Origin of the sequence: Microbacterium sp. Cr-K32, from assembly GCF_000708345.1 — a bacterium.
Lineage (GTDB): Bacteria > Actinomycetota > Actinomycetes > Actinomycetales > Microbacteriaceae > Microbacterium > Microbacterium maritypicum_A.
The window spans coordinates 290723-315604 of record NZ_JARD01000028.1 but is presented as its reverse complement, the minus strand read 5'-3'; the positions used below and the strand labels follow the sequence as shown (position 1 = coordinate 315604).

General features: G+C 69.1%; 26 protein-coding genes and 1 tRNA gene. 18 read left to right on the top strand and 9 right to left on the bottom strand.

The genetic code is table 11. From position 1 onward, the window contains the following. Positions 1-41 precede the first annotated feature (41 nt). A complete protein-coding gene (locus GZ64_RS19515; RefSeq protein WP_029267579.1) occupies positions 42-332 on the top strand; it encodes a hypothetical protein in 291 nt (96 codons plus the stop codon). Beyond that, positions 253-1404, top strand: a complete 1152-nt coding sequence (locus GZ64_RS19220) for an MFS transporter (RefSeq protein WP_081859776.1) — start codon at positions 253-255, stop codon at positions 1402-1404. The genes GZ64_RS19515 and GZ64_RS19220 overlap by 80 nt, the downstream gene beginning before the upstream one ends. Positions 1405-1413: 9 nt before the next feature. Here the strand turns inward: GZ64_RS19220 and GZ64_RS0115980 are convergent, their stop codons facing one another. After that, positions 1414-2010: a TetR/AcrR family transcriptional regulator gene (locus tag GZ64_RS0115980; RefSeq protein WP_029267575.1), complete on the bottom strand. Its 597-nt coding sequence runs from the start codon at positions 2008-2010 to the stop codon at positions 1414-1416. 47 nt (positions 2011-2057) lie between these two features. Between GZ64_RS0115980 and GZ64_RS0115975 the strand changes: the two genes are divergently transcribed. The 3 genes from GZ64_RS0115975 (at position 2058) to trpS (ending at position 5675) form a co-directional block, all read left to right on the top strand. Beyond that, positions 2058-3005, top strand: coding sequence for a DMT family transporter (locus tag GZ64_RS0115975; protein ID WP_231479915.1), 948 nt, complete (start codon positions 2058-2060; stop codon positions 3003-3005). 139 nt (positions 3006-3144) lie between these two features. Further along, the gene (aspS, locus tag GZ64_RS0115970; protein WP_029267571.1) at positions 3145-4446 is read left to right on the top strand and encodes an aspartate--tRNA(Asn) ligase; all 1302 of its coding nucleotides are present in this window, start codon (positions 3145-3147) and stop codon (positions 4444-4446) included. A gap of 188 nt (positions 4447-4634) precedes the next feature. Then, entirely contained in the window at positions 4635-5675 is a 1041-nt protein-coding gene (trpS, locus tag GZ64_RS0115965) for a tryptophan--tRNA ligase (protein WP_029267570.1), read from the top strand. A 57-nt stretch (positions 5676-5732) separates the two neighbouring features. Here trpS and GZ64_RS0115960 read toward each other — a convergent pair whose 3' ends face one another. Next, positions 5733-6347 (bottom strand): HAD-IA family hydrolase, encoded by a 615-nt coding sequence (locus tag GZ64_RS0115960; protein ID WP_029267568.1) that lies wholly within the window; start codon positions 6345-6347, stop codon positions 5733-5735. Positions 6348-6431: 84 nt separating this feature from the next. Between GZ64_RS0115960 and GZ64_RS0115955 the strand changes: the two genes are divergently transcribed. Then, a complete protein-coding gene (locus GZ64_RS0115955; protein ID WP_029267566.1) occupies positions 6432-7193 on the top strand; it encodes a glycosyltransferase family 2 protein in 762 nt (253 codons plus the stop codon). A 13-nt stretch (positions 7194-7206) separates the two neighbouring features. On the opposite strand, the gene GZ64_RS0115950 is transcribed toward GZ64_RS0115955, so the two are convergent. Beyond that, positions 7207-8097: an alpha/beta fold hydrolase gene (locus GZ64_RS0115950; RefSeq protein ID WP_029267564.1), complete on the bottom strand. Its 891-nt coding sequence runs from the start codon at positions 8095-8097 to the stop codon at positions 7207-7209. A 128-nt stretch (positions 8098-8225) separates the two neighbouring features. Between GZ64_RS0115950 and GZ64_RS0115945 the strand changes: the two genes are divergently transcribed. From GZ64_RS0115945 to GZ64_RS0115930, 4 genes are all read left to right on the top strand, one after another. Then, on the top strand, positions 8226-9968 hold the full coding sequence (locus tag GZ64_RS0115945) for an MDR family MFS transporter (protein ID WP_029267562.1): 1743 nt from the start codon (positions 8226-8228) through the stop codon (positions 9966-9968). After that, positions 9931-10425, top strand: a complete 495-nt coding sequence (locus GZ64_RS0115940) for a MarR family winged helix-turn-helix transcriptional regulator (protein ID WP_231479914.1) — start codon at positions 9931-9933, stop codon at positions 10423-10425. The genes GZ64_RS0115945 and GZ64_RS0115940 overlap by 38 nt, the downstream gene beginning before the upstream one ends. A gap of 54 nt (positions 10426-10479) precedes the next feature. Further along, positions 10480-11010, top strand: coding sequence for a MarR family winged helix-turn-helix transcriptional regulator (locus tag GZ64_RS0115935; RefSeq protein ID WP_029267558.1), 531 nt, complete (start codon positions 10480-10482; stop codon positions 11008-11010). A gap of 78 nt (positions 11011-11088) precedes the next feature. Further along, positions 11089-12177, top strand: a complete 1089-nt coding sequence (locus GZ64_RS0115930) for an alkene reductase (protein ID WP_029267556.1) — start codon at positions 11089-11091, stop codon at positions 12175-12177. Here the strand turns inward: GZ64_RS0115930 and GZ64_RS0115925 are convergent. Together GZ64_RS0115925 and GZ64_RS0115920 are read right to left on the bottom strand one after the other, a co-directional pair. Then, positions 12141-12875: a hypothetical protein gene (locus tag GZ64_RS0115925; RefSeq protein ID WP_051668106.1), complete on the bottom strand. Its 735-nt coding sequence runs from the start codon at positions 12873-12875 to the stop codon at positions 12141-12143. The two genes, GZ64_RS0115930 and GZ64_RS0115925, sit on opposite strands and share 37 nt — an antisense overlap. 29 nt (positions 12876-12904) lie before the next feature. Further along, positions 12905-13690 (bottom strand): DNA/RNA non-specific endonuclease, encoded by a 786-nt coding sequence (locus tag GZ64_RS0115920; protein ID WP_029259937.1) that lies wholly within the window; start codon positions 13688-13690, stop codon positions 12905-12907. A gap of 100 nt (positions 13691-13790) precedes the next feature. Here GZ64_RS0115920 and GZ64_RS0115915 point away from each other — a divergent pair, with 100 nt between their 5' ends. The 4 genes from GZ64_RS0115915 to GZ64_RS0115900 all read left to right on the top strand — a co-directional run bounded on the left by GZ64_RS0115915 (position 13791) and on the right by GZ64_RS0115900 (position 17639). Further along, positions 13791-15152: an aminotransferase class I/II-fold pyridoxal phosphate-dependent enzyme gene (locus GZ64_RS0115915; protein WP_051668103.1), complete on the top strand. Its 1362-nt coding sequence runs from the start codon at positions 13791-13793 to the stop codon at positions 15150-15152. After that, entirely contained in the window at positions 15149-16399 is a 1251-nt protein-coding gene (locus tag GZ64_RS0115910; protein ID WP_051668101.1) for a pyridoxal phosphate-dependent aminotransferase, read from the top strand. The genes GZ64_RS0115915 and GZ64_RS0115910 overlap by 4 nt, the downstream gene beginning before the upstream one ends. Before the next feature lie 13 nt (positions 16400-16412). Continuing rightward, positions 16413-16483 (top strand) — tRNA-Cys (locus tag GZ64_RS0115905). 43 nt (positions 16484-16526) lie between these two features. Further along, positions 16527-17639: a DegT/DnrJ/EryC1/StrS family aminotransferase gene (locus GZ64_RS0115900; protein WP_029259940.1), complete on the top strand. Its 1113-nt coding sequence runs from the start codon at positions 16527-16529 to the stop codon at positions 17637-17639. A 35-nt stretch (positions 17640-17674) separates the two neighbouring features. Here the strand turns inward: GZ64_RS0115900 and GZ64_RS0115895 are convergent, their stop codons facing one another. After that, positions 17675-18526, bottom strand: a complete 852-nt coding sequence (locus GZ64_RS0115895) for an AraC family transcriptional regulator (protein ID WP_021201249.1) — start codon at positions 18524-18526, stop codon at positions 17675-17677. A gap of 123 nt (positions 18527-18649) precedes the next feature. Here GZ64_RS0115895 and GZ64_RS0115890 point away from each other — a divergent pair, with 123 nt between their 5' ends. Next, entirely contained in the window at positions 18650-19195 is a 546-nt protein-coding gene (locus GZ64_RS0115890; RefSeq protein WP_021201248.1) for a carboxymuconolactone decarboxylase family protein, read from the top strand. A 97-nt stretch (positions 19196-19292) separates the two neighbouring features. Here GZ64_RS0115890 and GZ64_RS0115885 read toward each other — a convergent pair whose 3' ends face one another. Together GZ64_RS0115885 and GZ64_RS0115880 are read right to left on the bottom strand one after the other, a co-directional pair. Then, positions 19293-20024 carry a glutamine amidotransferase gene (locus tag GZ64_RS0115885; protein ID WP_021201247.1) on the bottom strand — a complete coding sequence of 244 codons (732 nt, stop codon included), beginning with the start codon at positions 20022-20024 and terminating at the stop codon, positions 19293-19295. Beyond that, the gene (locus GZ64_RS0115880) at positions 20021-21031 is read right to left on the bottom strand and encodes a type I glyceraldehyde-3-phosphate dehydrogenase (protein ID WP_029267551.1); all 1011 of its coding nucleotides are present in this window, start codon (positions 21029-21031) and stop codon (positions 20021-20023) included. Before GZ64_RS0115880 ends, GZ64_RS0115885 begins: the two co-directional genes overlap by 4 nt. A gap of 69 nt (positions 21032-21100) precedes the next feature. Here GZ64_RS0115880 and GZ64_RS0115875 point away from each other — a divergent pair, with 69 nt between their 5' ends. Further along, on the top strand, positions 21101-21763 hold the full coding sequence (locus tag GZ64_RS0115875) for an HAD-IA family hydrolase (protein ID WP_197020538.1): 663 nt from the start codon (positions 21101-21103) through the stop codon (positions 21761-21763). Between the two features lie 15 nt (positions 21764-21778). Here the strand turns inward: GZ64_RS0115875 and gabT are convergent, their stop codons facing one another. Next, a complete protein-coding gene (gene gabT / locus GZ64_RS0115870) occupies positions 21779-23116 on the bottom strand; it encodes a 4-aminobutyrate--2-oxoglutarate transaminase (RefSeq protein ID WP_021201244.1) in 1338 nt (445 codons plus the stop codon). An 80-nt stretch (positions 23117-23196) separates the two neighbouring features. Between gabT and GZ64_RS0115865 the strand changes: the two genes are divergently transcribed. Together GZ64_RS0115865 and GZ64_RS0115860 are read left to right on the top strand one after the other, a co-directional pair. After that, the gene (locus tag GZ64_RS0115865; RefSeq protein ID WP_051668098.1) at positions 23197-23976 is read left to right on the top strand and encodes a YggS family pyridoxal phosphate-dependent enzyme; all 780 of its coding nucleotides are present in this window, start codon (positions 23197-23199) and stop codon (positions 23974-23976) included. Between the two features lie 6 nt (positions 23977-23982). Then, complete coding sequence (locus GZ64_RS0115860) at positions 23983-24858, top strand: heme o synthase (protein WP_029267545.1); 876 nt, start codon at positions 23983-23985, stop codon at positions 24856-24858. Positions 24859-24882: the final 24 nt, after the last annotated feature.

Genomic DNA, 24882 nt, shown 5'->3' with positions numbered 1-24882 from the left:
CCGTACTTGCAGCTTCTGTCTGTACTTTACAGACTGAACACGTGACTTCCGCCCCCACCGTGACCGCTGCGCGTTCGACCCTTCGTCTCTGGTTCGCGATGGTGCCTCTGCTGCTCGGGATCCTGATCGGCGCGCTCGCCATCAGCAGCGTCTCCACGGCGCTTCCGGCCATCCGCGGCGAGCTCGCCCTCAGCGACACCGAGGGTCTCTGGCTCGCGCGACGTCTACGCACTCTCGCTCGCAGCGACGCTCATCCTCGCGGCGCGGATCGGCGACGCCTTCGGGCGGAAGCGGATCGTGCTGATCGGCCTCGCCGGATTCGCGGTGCTTAACGGGGTCGGCGGATTCGCGCAGAGCGGACTGCTGTTCATCGCGGTCCGGGCGCTCCTCGGCGTCGCCGAGGCGTTCGTCGTCGCCGGCGTGGTCGCCACGATCGGTGCGAAGTACCACGCCAGGGAACGAGTGCTGGCGTACGGGCTGTGGACGGCGACGTTCGGAGTGGGCAGTGCGCTGGGACCGGTTCTGGGTGGGCTCCTCGCGGAGGGGCCGGGATGGCGCTGGCTGCTGCTGGGGAGCGTGCCCCTGGCAGTGCTCGCCGGCGTGCTCGCCCTCTGGCTGGTGCCCGATTCCCGCAGCTCCCGGGCGCCGTCATGGGATCTTCCGAGCATCGCCACGTCGATCGTGGCTCTCGGCGCGCTCGCCTTCGCCCTGCACGAGGCGCTCGTCGCCCCCGTGCCGGCGGGGATCGCCGCAGTGGTCGCCGTCGGCAGTCTCGTGTTCTTCGTCCTTCGCCAGCGGAGGCTGTCCGAACCGCTCATCGACATGCGCCTGTTCGGGATCCCGGGATTCAGTCCCGCCATCACCCGCATCCTTGTCGCGAGCGGCGTCTCCTCGGCATCCGTGCTCCTGGTGAGCCTGCACCTGCAGGACACGAGAGGATGGAGCGCCGCCGAGGCCGGTCTCGCGATCCTCCCGCAGGCGGCAGCCATCGCGATCGGCGGAGTGATCGCCCCGATCGCGCTCCGCTGGGTGCGGGCCGAAGCGCTCACCGTCGGTGCGCTGCTGCTGCAGGCGGGCGGAATGGCGTGGCTCTTCACCGATCCCGAGGTCGTCGCCGCGCCGCTGGCTCTCGTCGGCTTCGGCTTCGGCATCGGGGCGACGCTCGCGGCCACCGCGCTCTTCGATGTCACCACCGAAGACGACGCCGGTCAGGTCGGCGCGATCCAGGAGGTCGGCTTCGCGCTGGGCGGCGGTCTCGGGATCGCGGTTCTGGGAACGATCGCCGCGGTGGTCGTCGGCGGCTTCACCACGGCGGTGCTCGTCGCCGCGATCGTCGTGGTCGCCGCTGCCGTGATGCCGCTCGTCCGTCGCCGGACCGTGGCTCCGCAGCAGTCGATCGGCTGACGGGGTCGGTCAGCGCCGGTCCTGCTCCAGAGCGGTGCGCGCCAGCTCTCGCGCCACCTGGAACGGCTCGGCGAAGGTCTCCATTCCGACCGTGACGATCGCACCTTCGTAGAGCAGCATCATGGCCTTCGACATCAGGGCGGGTTTCGAGAGGCGCGCTTCGCGGCACAGCTCGAAGAACAGCTCCAGCAGCCAGGCCTTCTGCCGCGACACCTCGGGAAAGACCGGGTGGCCGTCGTGGCCGTCGCCGATCTCCGCTCGGGCGTTGATGGCACTGCACCCTTTCGGGCTGTATTCGTCGGACCAGGTGATCGCCGCGTCGAACACGGCGAGGACCCGATCGATGCCGGGCTCGGGAGTGCGGTCGAGGTGCCGGGCGACGTGCGCGCGCCAGAGTGCGTCGCGGTGCTGGAGGTAGGAGACGACCAGGGCTTCCTTCGAGCCGAACCGATCGTAGAGCGTCTTCTTCGTGACCCCGGCCGCGTCGGCGATGGTGTCGACGCCGACCGCATGGATGCCGCGTTCATAGAAGAGTCGTGACGCCGCGTCGAGCACACGGGTGGCGCCGGGGGTGAGCGGGGCGAGTTCGGGAACCGGGACGGCCATGTCATCACTATACCGCTCTGACTACACCGACCTGTATAGTCATCGAGATGAGTAAACAGATCGGTGTACTTCGTCTCGTGGTGACGGTGCTGGCCTCCGCGGCGTTCGTCGTGACGTGGAGCTCCGGCTTCCTCGTGCCCGCGATCGCCGTCGAGGCCGTGGCACCCCTGACCCTGCTCGTGTGGCGGTTCGTGCCGCTCGCGGTGATCCTGGTCGTCATCGTGGTGCTCACCGGGGCCTCCGAGGGCATCACTCGCGTCGATGTCGGGCGGCAGGCGCTCATCGGCCTCTTCGCGCAGTTCGGCTACTGCGCATCGGTCTATGCGGCGATCGCGGCGGGCGTCGCGACAGGGACGACCGCGCTGATCGACGCAGTGCAGCCGCTCATCGTCGCGGTCCTGGTCGGTCCGCTGCTGGGCCTGCGCGTCCGCGGAGTGCAGTGGGCCGGACTCCTCGTCGGGGCGGCGGGTGTGCTCCTGGTCGTGCGGTCGCAGCTCGACGATTCGGAGGCGCACCCGTCCAGCTATGTGTGGCCGGCGCTGGCGATGGCCTGCCTGATCGTCGGCACGTTCCTCCAGCGCCGCTCGGCGCCGCGGACCGGCACCCTCGTCACCCTGGCCATCCACGTGACCGTGACGGCCGTGGCACTCGTGCCCATCGCCGCGGTCTTCGGAGCGCTCGCGCCCCCGGCATCCGTCTCGTTCTGGCTCGCCGCAGGATTCGCCGCGGCCTTCCCGACTCTCGCCGCCTACGGGCTGTACTGGTGGCTGCTGCGCCGGGTGGGCATCACGGCATTGAACGCGCTGCTCTTCCTGGTCGCTCCGACGACCGCAGCCGCGGGAGCGCTGCTGCTCGGGGAGCCGCTCACCGTCATCACGCTCCTCGGATTCGTCCTGTGCGCCGCCGGCGTCGCGGCCGTGCTCGTGAGCGAAGCACGCGCCGGGGGAGAGGGTGAGCGCGATGTTACGATGGCGACGGCAGCTGCGAGGGAGTGACGACCCTCGGCCTTCGGGCAGGCGGCTCCCGCGCGTCCGGCGTATCGACGAGAGGCCGATGAGCGATCGGCGAAGGTGTGGTGGCACCGCGATCTAGCCCCCGCCCGCACCTCCAGGGCTTTCGCCACCTGGAGGAATCATGTCGTCATCCGACCCCGCTCGCACTCTCGCCGCCCGGCTTCCGTTCACGCCCCCTGGCGCGCGCATCACCCTCATGGGACACGTGCATCGGCGCAGGGAACTCGCCACCGTGTCGTTCCTGATCCTGCGCGACCGCACCGGACTCGCGCAGATCGTGTTCCGGCCCGAACAGCTGCCGGACGGCGGCCTGCCGGGTGAGGAGACGGTCGTGCGCATCGAAGGCACGGCCACGGCGAACGCGCATGCCCCCGGCGGCATCGAGGTGACCGCTCCCGACATCGCCCTGCTCTCGGAGCCCGCGCGCACCCCGGTCGTCGAGCTGTGGCGTCCCACACTCGACGCCGCGCTTCCGACCGTGCTCGACCATGCGGCCGTGACCTGGCGGCATCCTGCCCAGCGTGCCAAGTGGGAGCTGGCGGCGGCGAGCATGCGCGCATTCCGTCACACGCTCGACGCCGAGGGATTCACCGAGATCCAGACGCCCAAGCTCGTCGACTCCGTCACGGAGTCGGGGGCCAACGTGTTCCCCGTCGACTACTTCGGCACCACCGCCTACCTCGCGCAGAGTCCGCAGTTCTTTAAGCAGCAGCTGGTCGGCGTCTTCGAGCGCGTCTACGAGACGGGGCCTGTGTTCCGAGCCGAGCCGCACGACACGGTGAGGCACCTCGCCGAATACGTGTCGCTCGACGCCGAGCTGGGCTTCATCCGCGACCATCGCGATGTGCTCGCGCTGCTGCATCGGGTCCTGCTCGGCATGATCGACGGCATCCGCACCGAGAGCGCGGAGGCCGTCGAGCGCCTCGGTCTCGCTCTTCCGACGATCCCCGACGAGATCCCGGTGATCCACTTCCAGGACGCGCTGCGACGGGTCGGCGCCCCGGACGACGAGCCCGACCTGGCTCCGGCGCACGAGCGCGCTCTCGGCGAATGGGCGAAGGAGCGGTACGGCAGCGACGTGCTCGCCGTGGAGGGGTATCCGATGCGCAAGCGGCCCTTCTACACGCACCCCCAGCCGGACGACCCGCGGTGGAGCAACAGCTTCGACCTGATCTTCCGTGGCCTCGAGCTCGTGACCGGCGGGCAACGCCTGCACCGTCACTCCGAGTACGTCGCGGCCATCGAGGCGCGGGGCGAATCGCCCGACGCCTACTCTGCGTACCTCTCGGCCTTCGCCCACGGGATGCCTCCGCATGGCGGTTTCGCGATCGGCCTGGAGCGCTGGGTGTCGCGGCTCATCGAGGCGTCGAACATCCGGGAGGTGACGCTCTTCCCACGCGACCTGCACCGGCTGACCCCGTGAGCGGTCGGCGTCGGCATCCGTCGTGACTCCGCGGGTCGCGGTGCGCGATAGCATCTGTTCCATGAACTTCAACCTCTCCGCATGGTGGTGGCTGCGATAGCAGCCGGTTGAAGCATGATCACGGGCTGCGCGGCAGTTCGTGACAGCACCCGAGAACTCCGTGCGGCTCCCGACGCAGGGAGAGACAGATGGATTCGTTCACCGCGACCGCGCAGCGATCGACGGAGGTCGCCGACGCCGTGGCCGGGCACCCGGAGAGGTTCCGCGTGCTCACGGGGGAGCGCCCGACCGGGGCGCTCCACCTCGGACATTTCTTCGGCACCATCCGGGAGCGCGTGCGGCTGCAGGATGCCGGGGTCGAGACGTTCCTCGTGCTCGCCGACTACCAGGTCATCACCGATCGCGACACGACGGCGCACGTGCGCGACAACGTGTACGGTGCGGTCCTCGACTACCTCGCCGCGGGGATCGACCCGCAGCGGACGACGATCTTCACCCACTCGTCGGTTCCGGCGCTGAACCAGCTGCTGCTGCCGTTCCTCAGCCTCGTCACCGAGGCGGAGCTGCACCGGAACCCGACGGTCAAATCGGAGCTCGAGGCGTCGGGGCGGGCGCTCAGCGGGCTGCTGCTGACCTACCCGGTGCATCAGGCCGCCGACATCCTCTTCTGCAAGGGCAACCTCGTGCCGGTGGGGAAGGACAACCTGCCGCATGTGGAGATGACGCGGGTGATCGCTCGGCGGTTCAACGACCGGTACGGCGCGATCTTCCCGGTTCCGGAGGCGCTGATCACCGCGACCCCGGAGGTGCCGGGGCTCGACGGCCGGAAGATGTCGAAGAGCTACGGCAACGCGATCGCGCTGTCGATGACACCGGACGAGACCGTCGCGGCGATCCGTCGCACACGGACCGATCAGGATCGGCGGATCACCTTCGACCCGCAGCATCGCCCCGGCATCTCGGCGCTTCTGACGACGGCCGCTCTGTGCCTGGACGTCTCTCCCGAGGAGCTGGCGGATCGCATCGGCGACGGCGGCAGCAGCGCGTTGAAGTCGCTCGCCGCCACCGCTGTGAACGAGTTCCTCGCTCCCCTGCGGGAGCGCCGCCGAGCTTTCGCCGCTGATCCCGACCTCGTACGCTCCGTGCTCCGCCGGGGGAACGAGCGTGCCCGTGGCATCGCCGACGCGACCCTCGACGAGGTGCGGGAGGCGATGGGGACCGTGTACTGAGTACGCATGCCTGCCGCGGAGCAGACGTTGGCCTCGATCAGTGCCGCGAAGAATCCGTCATAGGGCGATTCTTCCCGCGGCGGGGATGTCCACTCCCACCTCGATCAGTCGGGTGCGGAGGGCCTCGACGCCCTCGTACTGGTGGGTGAGCATGGACAGACGATGCGCTCCTGCGAGTTTCGACGCGGAATCGTCGGTGAAGAAGACCTCCTCCGCCCTGACTCCGAGCGCATCGAGGACATGCTGGAACGCGCGGGCGTCGGGTTTCGCATATCCGATGTCGGCAGAGTTGAAGAACGCGTCGAACCTGGTCGCGATGCCGTGTGCCGCGACCTCAGCGGGGATCGTGTCCGTGCCGTTCGTCAAGACCGCGGTGCGGAGGCCGGCATGCCGGATGTCGTCGGAGAGTTCCAGCACCGACTCGTCGACGGTCGGGGTCTGTGCACCCCACTCCTCAGCGGCATCGACATCTCCGATCCGCTCACCGATCCGACGCAGCCATTCCGCTCGGTTCATCCGCCCGGTCGTGACATCGTCGACCAACGGGGCGGTGAAGGCGACGCTCTCGATGACTCCCGCCGCCAGCTCGTGCCGGTATTCGATGTCGACGACGCTCTGCGGATCGAAGTGCCGGATCACGCCATCGAGGTCGAAAAGGACAACACGGATCATCCGACCATCCTGGCTCAATCGCGCCCGGGGGCCGCGCACGGTGGAGACTGTGTCTGAGTGCCGACCAGCCCAAGGAGGGGGACGATGACGACCGCCTTCTCTCGTTCCGTGTCCGTGGTGATCCCGGTGCGGAACGATGCCCGCCTGCTGGAGGTGTGTCTGCGGGCACTCGAGCATCAGACCCGGATCGCCGATGAGATCGTCATCGTCGACAACGGCAGCAGCGACGACACGGTCGCCGTCGCCGAGGGGTTCGGGGCACGGGTCGTCACCGAGCCGGTCCCGGGCATCCCGCGCGCATCGGCGGCCGGTTACGACGCAGCGACGAGCGACATCATCGCCCGGCTCGACGCCGATTCCCGCCCGGGGCCGGATTGGGTGGAGCGGATCGAGCGCACCTTCCGCGACCGCCCCGACGTCGACTTCGTCACCGGCGAACCGCGCTTCTACGGTTCGACGCCTCTGGTGCATTGGATGGGGACGCACCTGTACATCGGCGGCATGTACGCCTCGATGGCTCCGGTCCTCGGGCACGCACCCCTCTATGGATCGAACATGGCGATGCGTGCCTCCGTCTGGCGGGTGCTGAGCGGAGAGGTGCATCGGGAGGCGACGAACATCCACGACGACTTCGACCTGTCGTTCCATGTGCGTCCGGAGATGACGGTGCTGCGCGATCGGGGCCTCGTGGTCGAGGTGTCGGCGCGACCGTTCCAGGACTGGGCGTCTCTGCGACGGCGGTTGAGCTACGTGCTGCCCACGGTGCGGTTGCATCTGTCGCCGGAGCCTCTGCATCAGCGGCGCCGGGCTCGGCGCGAGGCCGATAGGTCCGCAGCCGGTCGGTGACGCCGGAGGCGGGTCAGTCGCGAGCCCGCGCGTAGAGATCGAGCAGGTCGGCGGTCAGCTGGTGCGGTGTGGTCTCGCTCGGGCTGTGTCCCGTCGGGTACGCCCGGAACTCCGCGCCGATCTCGCGTGCATACCGTTCGTGGGCGGCGAGCGGCCACAGGTCGTGCGATCCCGCGACGACGAGCTTGGGCATCGGCAATCCCCGCACGCGGCTGCGCAGATCGGGAGCGGCCATCATCAGGCCGACGATCTCATCGACGCTGCGTCTGCTCGTGAGCGCGAACCGCGAGCGGACGAACTCGAGCCGCCGTGGGGGCACCCGGTTCTTGTTCGTCACGATCCCCCAGATCATGAGGCCGGCGCCGCGACGAGGACTCGCGATCGGGGCGAGGGGTCCCAGCCACTTCATGCTCGCGAACACGTTGCCGGAACCGGGAGGAGTGGTCAGGAGCGTGAGGGAGAGCACGAGGTCGGGGCGACGGACGGCGACCAGCTGTGCGACGGTGCCGGCGAACGAGTACCCGAGCAGATGCGCCGGCGCGCCCGCGTCGAGGAATGCGACCAGGTCGGCGATGAACAGCTCGTACGTGTAGGCGGAGTCCGCGCCGGCCGCGTGCGACTCGTACTGCCCGGCGAGGTCGAACGACTGCACGAAGTACCCCGCCTCGGCCAGCAGCGGCAGCATCAGGGCGAAGTCCTCCTTGGAGCCGGTGGCCCCGGGCACCAGGACCACGCGCGGACGCTCGGGTGCGCCCAGCGAGATCACGGACAACTCGCCGCTGGGGGCACGGAACCACGAACTCGTCGATCCGGCGGGAGGCACGGTCCAGTCGACGTCCCCGATGGCCGCGTCGAGAGAGGCCGGGGCGCCGGGCGCCCGTCCGCTCCTGGAATCAGTCGACACGCTGACACGGTACCGCTCGGTTCCGCCGAGCAGAAGCACGACGCGAGCACATACGCCTTTAGTTGCGCTTTGGCAACTAAAGGCGTATGGTTGACCTCGATCAACTTTCTACGCAGGAGCGTTACCCCGTGACACACACCCCATCCGCACCCCCCGAGACGACCCGGTCGGCTCGCGAGGTCTTCACCGCGATCTCCGGACTCGTCGTCGGCATGTTCGTCGCCGTGCTCTCGGGCACCGTGGTGTCGACCTCGATGCCGGTCATCATCGCCGACCTCGGCGGCACGCAGTCCCAGTACACCTGGGTCATCACCGCGAGCCTTCTGGCCACCGCCGTCTCGACCCCGATCTGGGGCAAGCTCGCCGACCTCGTCGACCGCAAGGTGCTCGTCCAGATCTCCCTCATCCTCTTCACGGTCGGCACCGTGATCGCCGGCTTCTCGACCGACACGAACATGCTCATCGCGGTCCGCGTCATCCAGGGCATCGGCGTCGGCGGCCTGATGTCGCTGGTCATGATCGCCGTGGCCCTCATCATCTCCCCGCGTGAGCGCGGGAAGTACATGGGCGTCGTCGGCGGCATCATGGCCCTCGGCACCATCGGCGGCCCGCTGCTCGGCGGACTCCTCACCGACGTGTGGGGCTGGCGCTCCAACTTCTTCGTCGGCGTGCCGTTCGCGATCCTCGCCCTGGTGCTCCTGCAGTTCACCCTGCACCTGCCGAAGCCCCAGCGCGACACCAAGGTCTCGATCGACTACTTCGGCATCGTGCTCCTCGCGGTCGGCGTCTCGACCCTCCTGATCTGGGTCTCGATGGGCGGCAACCAGTTCGACTGGGACTCCTCGACGAGCATCATGCTGATCGTCACCGCCGCCGTCGCGATCGCCGCGTTCATCACGGTCGAGTTCTTCGTCAAGGAACCGATCGTCCCGATGTCGCTGTTCCGCAACCGCACCTTCACCCTGTCGGTCATCGCCTCGATCGCGATCGGCGTCTCGATGTTCGCGACGTCGGTGTTCCTCGCGCAGTACTTCCAGCTCGCCCGTGGCGCCACGCCCACCGAGTCCGGCCTCATGACCATCCCGATGATCATCGGCCAGATGGGGGCGTCGATCATCATCGGCCAGCTCGTGAGCCGCTTCGGCAAGTGGAAGGGCTGGATGCTGACCGGGTCGGTCCTCGCGACCGCCGGCGTCAGCCTGATGGCCACGCTCCGCTACGACACCCCGTTCCCGCTCGTCGCCGTCTACATGTTCGTGCTCGGCGCCGGCCTCGGCATGGTCATGCAGAACCTCACGCTGATCGTGCAGAACGACACTGCTCCGCAGCAACTGGGCGCCGCCTCGTCGAACGTGAACTTCTTCCGCACGATCGCCGGCACCATCGGCGTCACCGTGATGGGTTCGCTGCTGTCCACCAGCGTCGCGAACTACATCACCGATGCGCTCGACGGCTTCGTCCCGTCGACACCCGCCGAGATCGACGCGCTCAAGCACCTCGCCTCGGGTGACGTCCCCAAGGTCGGTCAGCTGCCCGACACGATCCGCACGATCGTCGAAGGAGCATACGGTCACGGCATCGCCGATTCCTTCATCATCGCGATCCCGCTCGCGGTGATCGCGATCATCGCGATCGCGTTCATCAAGAACAAGCCGCTGTCGACCAAGAACGCCGCCGAGCAGATGCTCGAGCAGGCTGAGGAATCGGTGATCGAGGTCTCCGAGGCGGAGGTCGGAGCCTCGCTCTCCACCGGAACCATCCGGATCGAGGGTGCCGGCAGCGCCCCCGCGACCGGTGCGGTCCGCGTTCTCGAGCGCGACGATCGTGCCCGTGATGACGTTGCCCGCGAAGACCGGGACGGGGAGCGCTGAGGTCATGGCCTCGGCAGCGGTCGCGGCGTCGGATGTCGACAGTGCGCTCGGTGACCTCCAGGCGCATCTGAACCTCATCTTCGCGAGGACCCGGTCGCTGTGGAAGGAATCCGCAGCCCGGGTCCACCCGGAGCTGCAGGTGGCCGGCTACAAACTGCTGACCTTCATCGACAGGGCGGGAACGGCCAACGCGCACGAGATCGCCGAGCGGTTCGAGATGGACAAGTCGGTCATCAGCCGTCAGGTGCGGATGCTGGAAGAGCTCGGTCTCCTCGAGTCCCGCCCCGACGAGCGCGACGGTCGGCTGCGGGTGCTGAGCGTGACCGCCACGGCCTGTGATGCGCTCGCCGCGGTCCGCCGCGACTACGGCACCCGTCTCCAGGCCGTGATCGATGAGCTGACTCCCGAAGAGATCCGGGCGGCGTCCAAGGCCTTCCGGCTGCTGGCCGAGGTCTGACCCGAAGCCCCGCCGTCACGATCGACGGCGGGGCTTCGCCGTACACTGGCGAGCATGAGCGCCTCCTCCGACGCCCCTGCCGATGAAGCCGCCGATGATGCCGCGGGGGCCCCTGGCGAGACCCGTGCATCCGCTGCCGCGACCGACCTGCTGGGCGACGCCGACCTCGACCAGGCCGTCACCAGGGTCGAGCAGGAACTGGGTCGACTCTTCGCGCGGATCCGCATCGGCTGGCGTGAGGCCGCAGCGACCGTGCATCCCGATCTGCAGCCCCTCGGCTATCAGGTGCTGACCTCCATAGCGACGGGAAAGGCGACTTCGGCCGGAGCGATCATCGAACGGCTGCAGACCGACAAGTCGGCGGTGAGCCGCCAGGTGCGACAGCTCGAACAGCTCGGACTCGTGGAGAGCGTGCCGGACCCGGAAGACCGCAGGGCCCGTGTGCTCGTGGCGACCGACCTGGCGCAGGAGCGGGTGGCGCTCGCCCGTTCGCGCTATGAGGGGCGCATCGGCGAGCGGCTGCGCAACTGGACCGCGGCCGATCTCGACCACTTCGCCGATCTGCTCGCCGGCCTCGGCGGCTGAGGGAGACGACCGACCTCGTCCGGCGGAGCGAAACGCCGACCGGGAATACGCTGATCCCCTCGCGCCTTACCTCCCACTGTGAATCTCTACGAGCCCGCCGTCTTCGGCGCCCTGCAGCTGTCCAACCGCGTCGTCATGGCGCCTCTCACCCGCACCCGTGCGGATGACGACGGTGTCCCGACCGCGACGATGGAGGAGTACTACCGGCAGCGTGCGGGGCAGGGGCTCATCATCTCCGAGGGCACGTGGCCGGTCGCCGAAGGCAAGTCGTACCCCGGGCAGCCGGGCATCGTGACGCCCGGGCAGATCGAGGGGTGGAAGCCGATCACCGCAGCCGTCCATGACGCGGGGGGAACGATCGTCATGCAGCTGATGCACGGTGGCCGTGTGGGGCACCCCGCCATCTCGGGCGAGGCGCGAGTCGTCGGTCCGAGTGCGCTCGCGGCACCCGGGCAGACGCGCACGCCCGAGGGCAAGGCCGATCTGCCGGTTGCTCATGCGCTCACCCTCGACGAGATCCCCGAGGTCGTCGAGCAGTTCGCGCAGGCCGCCCGCAACGCGATCGCCGCCGGCTTCGACGGTGTCGAGGTGCACGGCGCGAACGGGTACCTCGTGCACGAGTTCCTCTCGCCGGTGTCGAACATCCGCGAGGACTCGTACGGCGGATCGCCCGAGAACCGCGCGCGCTTCGCGATCGAGGTCACCGCGGCCGTCGCCGGTGCTGTCGGAGCCGACCGCACCGGCATCCGCCTGTCGCCGCAGCACAACATCCAGGGTGTGCTGGAGGAGGACGATGCGGATGTCCGCGCGACCTACACGGCCCTCGCCGAGGGTCTCGCGCCGCTCGGCCTCGCGTTCATCGACGTGCTCAACGCCGACCCCGCCGGAGAGCTCGTGCAGCACATCCGTCGCACGGCGGGTGCGCCCCTGATCGTCAACACCGGCTTCGCGGCGGAGACGACCAAGGATGAGGCCGAGTCGCTCGTCGCCGACGGACGGGCGGACGCCGTCGCCGCCGGTCGTCCCGTGATCGCGAATCCCGACCTGGTCGAGCGCTGGATCCAGGGAGCCGAGCTCAACGACCCGCGTCCCGAACTGTTCTACGGCCGGACCGCCGAGGGATACAGCGACTACCCGTCGCTGGAGTCGGTGCGCGCCGGAGTCTGAGGCGGCGTCGACAAGCGCGTGAGGGCGAGGTCGATGAGGGCGAGAGCGTCCCGCGGGATCACCGCGGTGCACACGACGTGCTCGTCGACCCGGAAGCCGATGCTGTAGACGAACGGGTCGGTGTCGACGCACAGCGCGGGATGCTCCTCGCCGTCGACCTCGACCGAGGCGTCCGATGCCGAGGCGGCCGTGGTCTTCCCGGTCCCGTCGGCGTCGGCACGGGGGTCGGTCGAGAGGCCGAGCTCGCCGCGGAAGCGGTTGCGCAGGATGTGGTCGGTGTGCGCGGCGAGCTGCTCGGCGAGAGAGGCCCCCTCCCGGCCGGGCGATGCATGCCAGGTCGTCCGCACCGCCTCCCACAGCATCGGGTACCGGAGGGCCTGCACCTGCGCGATCAGCCAGGCCGGACGACCCCAGGGCGGCTCTTCCGTGAGGGAGCGCCGTGTGGGTTCGTCCAGCTCGATCTCGTTGCGGGGATCGGCATGGTCGTCGGGGTGCCGCCACAGCGTGTAGCTGAACGATGCCGAAACCTCGTCGCGGCCCGCTGCGCCGGAGATCTCCATGAAGCCGGCCACGGGGAGTCGCGTGAGAGCGCGCTGCGGCTTCAGCTCGAATACCGGGAAGGGGAGGCTCTGCAATCGGGCATCGGACTCGATGCTCGGGTCGGGGGCATCGGTCGGGACCACTCCGCTGTACTCCATCGGTCCAGTGTGGCGCGATCGCTCCCGGATCACAGCACGATGTCGCCCGCGGTGTCGAGAGTCCGCCATCCGGACTCCCGCGCTCCCGGTCGCGGGAGCGTGTCCGCCTCGACCAGTGCTCCGAGGTCGATGCCGGTGAGTGCGGCGATGTCGGCGATCGGCACCTGGAACGTGCGGAAGGCGCCGAGCGGGGGGACGGCGAGCGTCTCATCCCGCATGTCGACGAGGTCGGACTGATCGAGCACGAAGCCCGCGGCGGCGAGGCCATCCGGTCCCTGCCACGCGGCGACCTTCCAGAAGCGGAGGGGCACGCGGATGCCTCGGTAGGGAGGATCGCTCTCGGCGAGCACCGGGGCGGTGAACACCGACAGGCGCTGATCGGTGCTCTCGGCGTAAGCGAGCACGTGGTCTTCGAGGCCGAGCCACAGTTCCTTCGACTGGTTGAATCCCGCAGCCTGCGGTGCAGCGTTGGGATAGAAGAAGGTCGCCTCGCTGGCGGCGCGCGCGGTCTGCGTCGGTCCCCATCCCGGGTCTCGTCGCCGCACGAGGTGCCCGCGGTCGAGGTCGTTCCGCGTGTACACCTCGGGTCCCGTCTGCTCGTCGGCCGGGAGGCGGTCGTCGAGTCGCCAGTCGCCGGTGCGCGGCAGGTCCTGCAGCGTGGCGCCGTCGATGTTCACCGCCGTGACCGCCGCGAGACGCCGCTCGGGGTCGAGCAGCACCGTGAATCGCGGATACGGGAGCGAACGCATCTCGCGTTCGGGACAGGGGAGGGGGAGCCGTTTCCCGAGGAAGTCCGATTCGTAGCCGTCGGTCATGCCCCCATCGTGCCCGGTGCCTCCGACGTGCGCACCCCGAAGTCGAAGCAGACCATGCGGATCTTTTGACATAGGTCAAAAGATCGCCTACGGTCGAACCATGGCCCAGGCACCCGATCGCGAAGACGTCGAAGATGGCATCGTCGGGTCGACCGCGGCGGAGATCTCCGAGAGCGTGCGCGACCTCGTCGAGCGGGGCGCATACGCTCCGGGAGACCAGCTGCCGTCGGTCAGATCCCTCGCCGCTCGCCTCGGCGTGAACAGGAACACGGTGCTGGCGGCCTATCGTTCGCTGGTCACCGCGCGCATCGCCGCCACGGGTGGCCGCACCGGAACCACGGTGCTCGGGCCGGCGCAGAACCCCGACGAGGGATTCACCCCCGGCTCGGTGCTGCGTGATCTCGGCAGCGGCAATCCCGATCCCGCCCACCTTCCCGACCTCGCAGCCGCCTTCGCCGCTGTCACGCCCGGCCACGTGCTCTACGGTGAGTCCGTCATCGACGCCGACCTCGCCGAATGGGCGACCGAGTGGATCGCGGCCGACCATCCGCGTCCGTTCCGCCTGTCGATCACCGCCGGGGCGGTCGATGCCGTCGAGCGCCTCTTGGCCCAGACCCTGGTGCAGGGCGACCGCGTCGGGCTCGAAGACCCGTGCTTCCTCTCCAGCATCCACACCGCGCGTCTCGCCGGATACGTGCCGGTCACCATCCCCGTCGATCGCGAAGGGATGACCGTCGCCGGCCTGCGTGCGGCCCTCGAGAGCGGCGCGCGCGCGATCGTCTGCACGCCGCGTGCCCACAACCCGACCGGTGTCGGCACCAGTCCTGCACGCGCACGAGAGCTCCGCGAGGTCCTCGCCGATCATCCGCACGTGCTCGTCATCGAAGACGACCATTTCTCGATGCTCGCACCCACGCCCTACGAGAGCATCATCGCCCCCACGCAGCAGCGGTGGGCGCTGGTCCGCTCGGTGTCGAAGTTCCTCGGGCCCGACATGCGCCTCGCGGTGACGGCATCCGATCGCGTGACCGCTCAGCGTCTGGCGCTGCGCCTGAGCCCCGGAACCATGTGGGTGAGCCATGTGATGCAGCGGCTCGCCGCCACGATGCTGCGCGATGACGAGACCCGGGAGCTCATCATCGAGGCGGGCGCGCACTATGCGGGGCGCAACCGCCTCTTCGTGTCGATGCTCGTCGAACAGGGGATGCATGCGCAGGCGGACAGCGGGCTCAACGTGTGGGTCGACGTCCGCGACGATGCGACGGAGATCAGCCGTCGCCTCGCTTCGCGCGGGTGGCTCGTGCGCCCCGGCTCCGAGTTCGCGCTCGATCCCGGCAGCTCGCAGGGCTCCACCCAGCTTCGCCTGACCGTGCACACGCTCGACGACGCGGAGATGCAGCGCCTCGTCGACGACCTCGTCGGGGTCGCCGGGGGCTCGAGCGCGGCGGGGGTGGAGGCGTGACCCCGTCCCGGCCGGAGAGGGCCGATCATCGGATCGGACGCTCCTCGCGGTTGGAAGGCGTCCTGTACGACCTGCGCGGACCGGTTGCCGAGCGCGCGGCCGAATTGGAGAAGCGCGGAGAGTCCATCCTCCGTCTCAACATCGGCAACCCCGCCCCGTTCGGCTTCGACGCCCCGCCGGCCATCGTCGAGGCTCTCCGCTCGGCGTTGCCTCAGGCGCACGGCTACTCCGAGTCGGCCGGTCTTCCCGAGACCCGCGAAGCGATCGGAGCGCATTACGCGCTGCGCCCCGGATTTCCCGCACTGGGGATCGACGACATCACCGTGGGGAACGGCGTCTCGGAGCTCGTGGGGCTGACGCTGCAGGCGCTGCTCGAGCCGGGCGACGAAGTGCTCATCCCGAGCCCTGACTACCCCTTATGGACGGCGTCGACCGTGCTGGCCGGAGGGCGAGCGGTGCACTATCCGTGCCTCGAGGCCGAAGGATGGACGCCCGACCTCGCCGCGATGGAGGCGGCGATCGGTCCGCGAACCGCGGCCATCGTGGTGATCAACCCGAACAATCCGACCGGTGCGGTCTACACGCGTACGGTCCTCGAGCGGATCGCCGAGCTCGCGCGGCGCCACGGCCTCCTGCTGCTCTCGGACGAGATCTACGACCGGGTCGTCTTTCCGGGATACGCGCATGTGTCCATGGCGCAGATCGCCCCCGACGTTCCGTGCGTCACGTTCGCCGGGCTGTCCAAGACCCACCGTGTCGCGGGCTACCGTGCGGCATGGATGACGACGACGGGGTTCCACCGCGACGATCCCTTCCTCTCCGGGGTGCGTCTGCTCGCCTCGATGCGCATGTGCGCGTCGGTGCCGGCCCAGCACGCGATCACCGCGGCCCTGACCCACGACGACTCGCTCGACGCTCTGGTGGCGCCCGGCGGCCGGCTGACGCGGCAACGGGATGCGGCCCTCGAAGCGCTCGAGGCGATTCCCGGGGTCGATACGCAGCCGGCGGGTGGGGGGCTCTACCTCTTCCCGCGACTGGATCCCGAGGTGCACGGCATCGAAGACGACGAGCAGCTGGTGCTCGACTTCCTCGACGCCGAGCGGATCCTCCTCGTACACGGCAGGGCCTTCAACCTGCAGACGCCCGACCACCTCCGGATCGCTTTCCTTCCGGAGGCCGAAGTGCTCACCGACGCGCTCCGTCGGCTCGGAACGTTCCTGAACGGGTACTCGCCGCCGGGACGCTGAGCACATCCGACCCGGTGGAGTGACCGAGTGGCCAGGTCGCGGTCCGCAAGACCGTGCACGCAGGTTCGATTCCTGCCTCCACCTCAACCGGGCTCATGCGAGCCGCCGCCGACGAAGGGCTTCCACGATGGACAGCGCATTCATTCCCGCCGCCAAGCCGATCATCGGCGATGACGAGGTCGCCGCCGTCGAACGCGTGCTCCGCAGCGGCATGCTCGCCCAGGGGGCGGAAGTCGCAGCCTTCGAAGCCGAGTTCTCCGCGCAGTTCCTCGACGGACGGACGGCGGTCGCCGTCAACTCCGGCACGAGCGGTCAGCTGCTCGGGCTCATCGCCGCAGGCGTGGGTCCGGGGGATGAGGTGATCGTCCCCTCCTTCACCTTCGCGGCCGTCGCCAACTCCGTCGTCCTCGCTGGGGCGACTCCGGTCTTCGCCGACATCGAGCCGGCGCACTTCACCCTCGACCCCGAACGGGTGCGGGCGGCGATCACCCCGAGGACGAAGGGGATCATGCCCGTGCACCTGTACGGGCACCCCTTCCTCGTCGATGGCATCGAAGCGCTGGCGGCAGAGCACGGACTCGCCATCTACGAGGATGCCGCGCAGGCGCACGGAGCCGCCTGGCGCGGACGTCCGGCGGGAACCATCGGTGCGTTCGGGATGTTCAGCCTGTACCCCACCAAGAACATGACCGCCATCGAGGGCGGCATCGTCTCGTGTGCTCGGGACGATCTCGCCAGGACCGTCCGCCTGCTGCGCAATCAGGGGATGGAGACGCAGTACGCGAACGAGATCGTCGGGTACAACAACCGCATGAGCGAGGTACATGCTGCGGTGGGGCGTGTGCAGTTGCGCAAGGTGGGAGAGTGGACGCGGCAGCGACAGCGGAACGCCGCCCTGCTGGATGCCGAGCTCGCCGGCCTCCCCGGTCTCACCGTGCCTCCGGTCGCTCCCGAAGCCGAGCACGTCTACCACCAGTACACCGTCCGCATCGCCGACGGCGAGCGGGATCGTGTGCGTGATGCCCTGCGGGACGAGCATGGGGTCGGCGCAGGCGTCTACTACCCGATCCCGAACCATCGGCTGCCGTCCCTGCAGAGGTTCGCCCCGGAAGCGGAGTTGCCGGAGACCGAGCGGGCAGCGCAGGAAGTGCTCTCCATCCCGGTTCATCCCTCACTCTCGTCCGCCGATCTCGAACGGGTGATCGATGGGCTCCGAGCGGTGCTCGCGGCCGGTCGCTGATCGGTTCCGTCACACGGACCTGTCACGGTCGATCATCACGCGGCGAGCGTCAGCCACGCTCGAGGCGAGTGCCCGATGCGCTGAGCGAACACCCGCGAGAACGCCGATGAGCTGGCGTAGCCCAGTTCCGCCGCCACGGTGCTCACGGACACGCCCGCGCGCAGTTGCTCCTGGGCGATCGTGAGCCGCCACTCCGTGAGATAGTCGCCGGGGGAGCGCCCGAGCACCTCTTTGAAGCGGGCGGCGAATGCGCTTCGCGACATCGTGGCGGTGCGGGCGAGGGCCTCCAGGCTCCAGGACTCTCCTGGGGCCTCGTGCATCGCGACCAGTGCGGGGGCGAGCCGCTCGTCGGCGAGGCCGGGTATCAAGCCTGGCGGGAGGTCGAGTCGTTCGGCGTGATCGAGCATCCACCGCAACAACTGGATGAGCACGACCTCGAACATGCGATCCGCCACCAGGGGGCGACCGCACCGCACGTTGTCGACCTCGGAGAACATCAGGTCGAGTGCGGGGCTGAGCGTCTCGACCTCGTCGAGCGGCAGGACGATCGACGACGGCAGAGTGCGCACCAGCGGGTGCGTGGCGCCGCCGTCGAAGTCGAGCGTCGCGCAGGCGAAGTCGGATTCATCGGTCGGTGCGTTGAGGAAGGAGTGGTCGATCGGGCGGGGGAAGAACAGCAGGCTCGGTCGGGTGATGACCTCGCGCTCTGAGCTGCCGTCCGCACGGCGGTGCGTCACCTCCATCTCGCCGCGGCGCAGGACGTGCAGGAAGCCGTGGCCGCCGCTCGCCGGAAAGACCGTCGTTCCGCAGAGGGGGCCGTTGTGGAACAGCCGGGTCCGCACGCGGAAGCGTTCGAGCAGGGGAGAGAGGCGGTCGACGGCGGGCATACCTTCAGTATCGTGGACGATATGTCATGAAAGCAAGACTCTTTGGTGCGTATCGTCCGATATGTTTCGAAAGACTGAAGTGAGCCCGGATCCGGGCCCATCCCGTCATCGAAGGAGCATCCCGTGCCCAACGTCCCTCTCATCGACCGCGACAACGCCACCGGAAACGTCAAGGAGCAGCTCGACCAGATCGCCGGCGCTTTCGGAGCCGTGCCGGCCATGTTCCGCGCCGTCGCCAATTCTCCTGCTGCTCTCACGAGCATGTGGAGCGCATTCGGTGCCTTCGGCGGAGGATCCCTCGGCGCGGCGCTCGGCGAGCAGATCGCCGTCGCCGTCGCCGACCGGAACTCGTGCCAGTACTGCCTCGCAGCGCACACCGCCCTCGGCAAGAAGGCCGGTCTCAGCCGCGAGACGCTCACCGCCGCGCAGAGCGGCGAGTCCGACGACCCGCGCACGGCGGCACTGCTCGCCTTCGCGCTGAAGCTCGTCGAGGAACGCGGCCAGGTGTCCTCGGCGGACGTCGACGCCGTGCGCGCGCAGGGCTGGACCGACGAGCAGATCGTCGAGACGATCGCACAGGTCGCGCTGAATCTGTTCACGAACTACGTGAACATCGCTCTAGATGTCCCGATCGACTTCCCGAGCGTGGCGCTGCGTCGCGCGAGCTGAACGCCGCCACGCAGAAGGGGCCGGGTCCGTGCGGACCCGGCCCCTTCTGCGTGCACGGTCGGCTTCTGCGTGTGCTGCGCGCCCGTAGGCGGCGGCGTCAGGCGGGGGAAGTCGGCTTCTCGACCGCATCCAACCAGGCGGCGATGGTGGAACGAGCCGCCTTCTCGAGCTTCGGTCCGTAGGCTCTGGCATCCTCGCGGATGATGCGCGGATCGATGCCGTTGTGGTGCAGCTCGTGCGCGTGGCCGATCAGCCAGCGACCGATCGTGCGGTGGTCGGCCTCGAGGTGGAACTGCAGGGCGAGCACGGCGTCCGTGCTGAAAGCCTGGTTCGGGAACTCGGGCGTAGAGGCGAGATGGCGGGCGTTCGGGGGAATCGTGAAGGCGTCGCCGTGCCAGTGCAGCACCGGCATGCCGTCGAGCGGACGCAACGGCGAATCGAGGCCCTCCGTGGTGAGGTCGAGCGGTGCATAGCCGATCTCGACCGCACCTGTCGGGCGCACCTCGGCACCCAGCGCCTCGGCGATCAGCTGCGCGCCGAGACAGATCCCCAGCAGAGGCCGCCCGGAGCGGAGTCGATGGGAGACGGCCTCCTTCGACGCATGCAGCATCGGATAGCCGTCGGCGTCGTGCACGCCGATCGGACCCCCCAAGACGACCAGGAGATCGGCGTCATCCACCCGCTCGATGTCGATGGCCTCGATCCCGAGGTCGACGTACTGCACGCGATACCCGCGTTCGCGCAGGAGCGGTTCGATGTTTCCCAGGTCTTCGAAGTGCACGTGCCGGAAGGCGAGCGCGGTGCGCTCCCACGGGGTGGCGTTCGTCATGCGGGCAGCCTTTCTGCGACGTATTCGGCGAGCTCGGTGAGACGGTGCGAGTACCCCCACTCGTCGTCGTACCAGGCGGAGATCTTCACCTGCGACCCGATCACCCGGATCAGCCCGGCATCGAGGATCGACGAATGCGGATCGATGACGGTGTCGGCGATGGCGATCTCGTCGTCGGCGCAGCGCAGGATGCCCTTCAGCGGGCCGTCGGCGGCGGTCTCATAAGCGGCTCTGACCTCGTCGACCGTGACCGGACGGGAAGCGGTGACCGTGAGATGCGTGATGGAACCGCTGATCGCCGGGACGCGCAGGGCGAAGCCGTCGAGACGGCCCTCGAGTTCGGGGATCACGCGTCCGATGGCCAGCGCCGCCCCGGTGTCGCCGGCGGAGATCTTCGTGCCCTTCCCTCCGGCGGATCGTGGATCGGAGTGCGGGATGTCCTGCAGGAGAAGGTCTGTCGAGTCGGCGTGGATCGTCGTCATGAGGCCGGCGTCGATGCCGAAAGCCTCATGGAAGACCTTCGCCACGGGGGCGAGGCAGTTCGTCGTGCAGGAGGCGCTGGAGATGACGTGGTGCCGGGTCGGGTCGTAGGTGTGCTCGTTGACCCCGCGCATGAACGTGCCGTCGTCGCCCGCGGTGGGAACGGTCATGATCACCTTCCTGGCCCCTGCGGTCAGATGCTTCCTCGCGTCGTCGGACCGGGTCTCGGCCCCCGTGGACTCGATCACGATGTCGATCCCCAGTGCCGCCCACGGAAGCCGCAGCGGATCGCGTTCCGTGAACATGCGGATCGCGTGGCCGTTGAGGAAGAGGTGCTTGTCGTCGAACCGCACGCCGCGGGTCGACGGACCGCTGTGACCGTCTCGCTGCAGCAGCTCGGCGAGAGCACGGGGCCCGCGCGGATCGTTCACCGCGACGAGCTCGAGCTCCGAGCGGCGGGCGAGCAGCAGGCGGAGCTGGTTGCGGCCGATCCGGCCGAGCCCGTTGACGGCGATCCTCGTTGGCATGGTGGTCCCCTCCGTGGCGCGGTCCCCCCGTGCCGATGATAGTTTTGGCCTATGCCAAAATTATCACATGTGCGAAGCGGAGATTCCTGGGAGTTCGAACGCGCCGGCGTGCTGTTCGACTGCGATGGCGTCCTGGTGGATTCGGTCGCGTCGGCGGCTCCCGCCTGGGAGGCCTGGGCGCGTCGGCACGCCCCGTCGTTCGACTTCCTCCGGGATGCGCCGCATGGCATGAGGCCGAGTGAAGTCGTCGCGGGTCTGGTGGGCCCGGATGCCGCGGCCGCCGCGACTGCAGAACTGGTCGCCCTCGAGATCGAGGCGGCCGTGCATACGAGAGTGATCCCCGGTGCCGCACGCCTCGTGGGGTCGTTGCCGCGTGATGTCTGGGCGGTCGTGACGAGCAGCAATCGCGCCGTGGCGCTGGCCCGGTTGCAGAGCTCCCACGTGCCACGGCCTCCGACCCTGGTTGCGGCGGAGGACGTGCCTCGCGGCAAGCCGGAACCCGACCCGTACCTCCTCGGCGCCTACCGGCTGGCGCGTGCTGCCGAGGACTGCATCGTGTTCGAGGACTCGGTCCCGGGGATCCGCTCGGCTCGCGCGGCGGGTGCCGGATTCGTCGTCGGCGTCGGAGCAGGATCGGCCGACGGCGATCCCGACGTGGTGGTCGCAGACCTCCGCGCGGTTCGGTGGCGGGACGGCGTCCTCGTGGTCGACACCGCCGGCGGGGTCGACTGACGTGCCGGTAGAGCGTCAGCCGAGCGTCGTCAGGGCGCGGTCGATCACGTCCATGGCGATGTCGATCTGATCGTCGGTGGTCGTGAGCGTCGGCAGGAATCGGATGACGTTCGAGTCGCTGCCCGCGGTCAGCAGCAGGATGCCGTGCTGGGCCGCGTAGGCCGCGATCGCCGACGCGGCCCCGGCTGCCGGCAGCGACGTGTCGGGGTCGCTCAGCTCGAACGCGTACATCGCGCCGATCCCGCGGACGTCTCCGATCAACGGGTGGCGGGAGGCCAGGGCGGCGAGATGGTCCTGGAGGCGTGCGCCGATGCGCAGAGCCTCCGCGAAGAAGTCGCCGCGGTCGAGCTCGTCGAAGACCGAGAGGGCGGCGGCGATGGAGACCGGGTTGCCGCCGAAGGTGCCCCCGAGCCCACCCGGGTCGGGCGCATCCATGATCTCGGCGCGACCGGTGACGCCGGCGAGCGGGAGTCCGGCCGCGATGCCCTTCGCCGTGAGCACGAGATCGGGGATCACGCCGAAGTGCTCGCTCGCGAACCAGGTGCCCGTGCGGCCGAGCCCCGTCTGGATCTCATCGGCGATGAACACCACGCCGTTGCGCGTGCACCATTCCTGCAAGGCGGGGAGATATCCGTCTGCAGGAACCACGAATCCGCCCTCGCCCTGGATGGGTTCGGCGATCAGAGCGGCGAGGTCGGCGGTGCCGATGCGCTGTTCGAGGTGGGCGATCGTCCGCTGCGCCGCCTGCGCGCCGGTGAGTCCATCGCGGTAGGGGTACGAGTTGGGCACGCGGTGGATGTCGGGGGCGAAGGGCCCGAACCCGGTGCCGTACGCGGCCTTGTGGTTCATCGCGAGTGTGAGGTTGGTGCGCCCGTGGAAGGCGTGGTCGAGGGCGGCGACCGCGCGGCGACCGGTGTATCGACGAGCGATCTTGACCGCGTTCTCGACGGCCTCCGCGCCGGAGTTCACGAACACCGAGCGCTTCTCATGGTCGCCCGGCGTCTTCTCGGCGAGGCGCTCCGCCAGTCGCACGTAGCCCTCATAGGGGGTCACCGTGAAGAGGGTGTGCGTCACCTGCTCGAGCTGTGCGGCGGCGGCGGCGATCGCGGCCGGATTGCCGTGCCCGATGGTGGTGACGCCGATGCCACTGCCCAGGTCGAGGAAGCGGTTGCCGTCGACATCGGTCACCCAGGGACCCTCGGCGTGCGCGATGTACACCGGCAGAATGCTCCCGACACCGCGCGCGACCGTTCTCGTGCGACGTTCGTGGATCGACCGGCTGCGCGGGCCGGGCACCTCGGTCAGGAGGGAAGGCGCGGCGGACGCGTCGGGGAGGACGAGAGACGAGGGCATGGCGGCTCCTTGGGTGAGCGGTGCCGAGCGAAGGGCCTCGCCCGGTCGAATCGGCCTAAGACTATGTTACAGTTTGACCTATGTCAAAAATGGAAGCACCGGTCGGCTCCGACGACCGCTATCCCACGGCGTTCACCGTCGAGGACTTCCGGCGCAACCTCGCGGGCGTGGAAGCACGCATCGCCGCGGCGGCGCACCGAGCGGGCCGTGACCCGGACGAGGTGACGCTGCTGCCGGTGAGCAAGACCGTTCCGACCGATCGCGTCCGGGTCGCGATCCAGTCGGGTATGCGCCTGCTGGGCGAGAACAAGGTGCAGGAGGCGGTGCGCAAGAACGGCGAGACCGCCGACCTCGATGTGTCGTGGTCGATCATCGGACACCTGCAGACCAACAAGGCGAGAGACGTCGCCGCATTCGCTGCGGAGTTCCAGGCTCTCGACCGGCTGCGCGTCGCCGAGGCGCTCGATCGGCGTCTCCAGGCCGCGGGTCGCAGCCTCGACGTCTTCGTGCAGGTGAACACCTCGGCCGAGGACTCGAAGTTCGGGATGCCCCCCGAAGAGCTCCCGGCATTCCTGGAGGCGCTTCCCTCCTACGGGACGCTGCGGGTGCGGGGCCTGATGACGCTCGCCATCCTCACCCCCGACGACACCCGCGTACGTGAGTGCTTCTCCCTGCTGCGCACGCTGCGAGATCAGGCCAGAGAAGACGCCCCCGACCTGATCGGTGCGGGCGAGCTGTCGATGGGCATGTCGGGCGACTACGAGATCGCCGTCGAAGAGGGGGCGACCTGCGTGCGCGTGGGGCAGGCGATCTTCGGAGCCCGCGCGCTCCCGGACAGCTACTACTGGCCCGAGGGCTGAACGCGCGTGCTGCAGACCCTGCGCGCGTACGTCGAACTCACCAAGCCCCGCATCCTCGAGCTCCTCCTCATCACCACGATCCCGGTCATGGTGTTCGCTGCCGATGGCCTGCCCGATCTGGGTCTGATGGCGGCGGTGCTCATCGGCGGGGCGCTGAGTGCCGGGTCCGCCGGTGCGTTCAACATGTACATCGAGCGGGAGAGCGACGCGCTGATGGAACGGACGGCTCAGCGTCCGCTGGTCACCGGCATCGTCTCACCGCGGGCTGGGCTGACCTTCGCGTGGGTGCTCGCCGCAGGCTCCGTCGTGTGGATGCTGACCCTGGTCGGTCCGTTGCCCGCTGCGCTCTCGACAGCGGGACTCGTGCTCTACGTGGCGTTCTACACGGTACTGCTGAAGCGTCGCACCGAGCAGAACGTGGTCTGGGGCGGTGTCGCGGGGTGCGTTCCCGTGCTCGTCGGCTGGAGCGCGGTGCGAGGCGGCATCGAATGGCCGGCCGTCGTGCTGTTCCTCGTGGTCTTCTTCTGGACTCCGGCGCACTACTGGCCGCTCTCGATCCGGTACCGGGACGACTACCGGCGTGCGGGAGTGCCGATGCTCGGTGCGACGCGCGCCCCGGCCTATGTCGCCGTCAGGGTGATCGGGTTCGCCGTGGCGACGGTCGTGTGCTCGCTGGCCCTCCCGCTCGTCGCCGAAGTCAGCGGACTGTACGTGGTGACGGCACTCGCCGCAGGCGCGGGTTTCCTCTTCTCTGCGTACCGCATGCGCGTGCGCGACCGGCGCGGTGCGGACCTGCGCCCCATGCTCGTCTTCCGCGCGTCGATCGTCTATCTCGCGGTGCTGTTCCTGGCGGTGGGCATCGATCCGCTCTTGACGCGGTGACGCGCCGGCGCCGAGCCGCGGAGG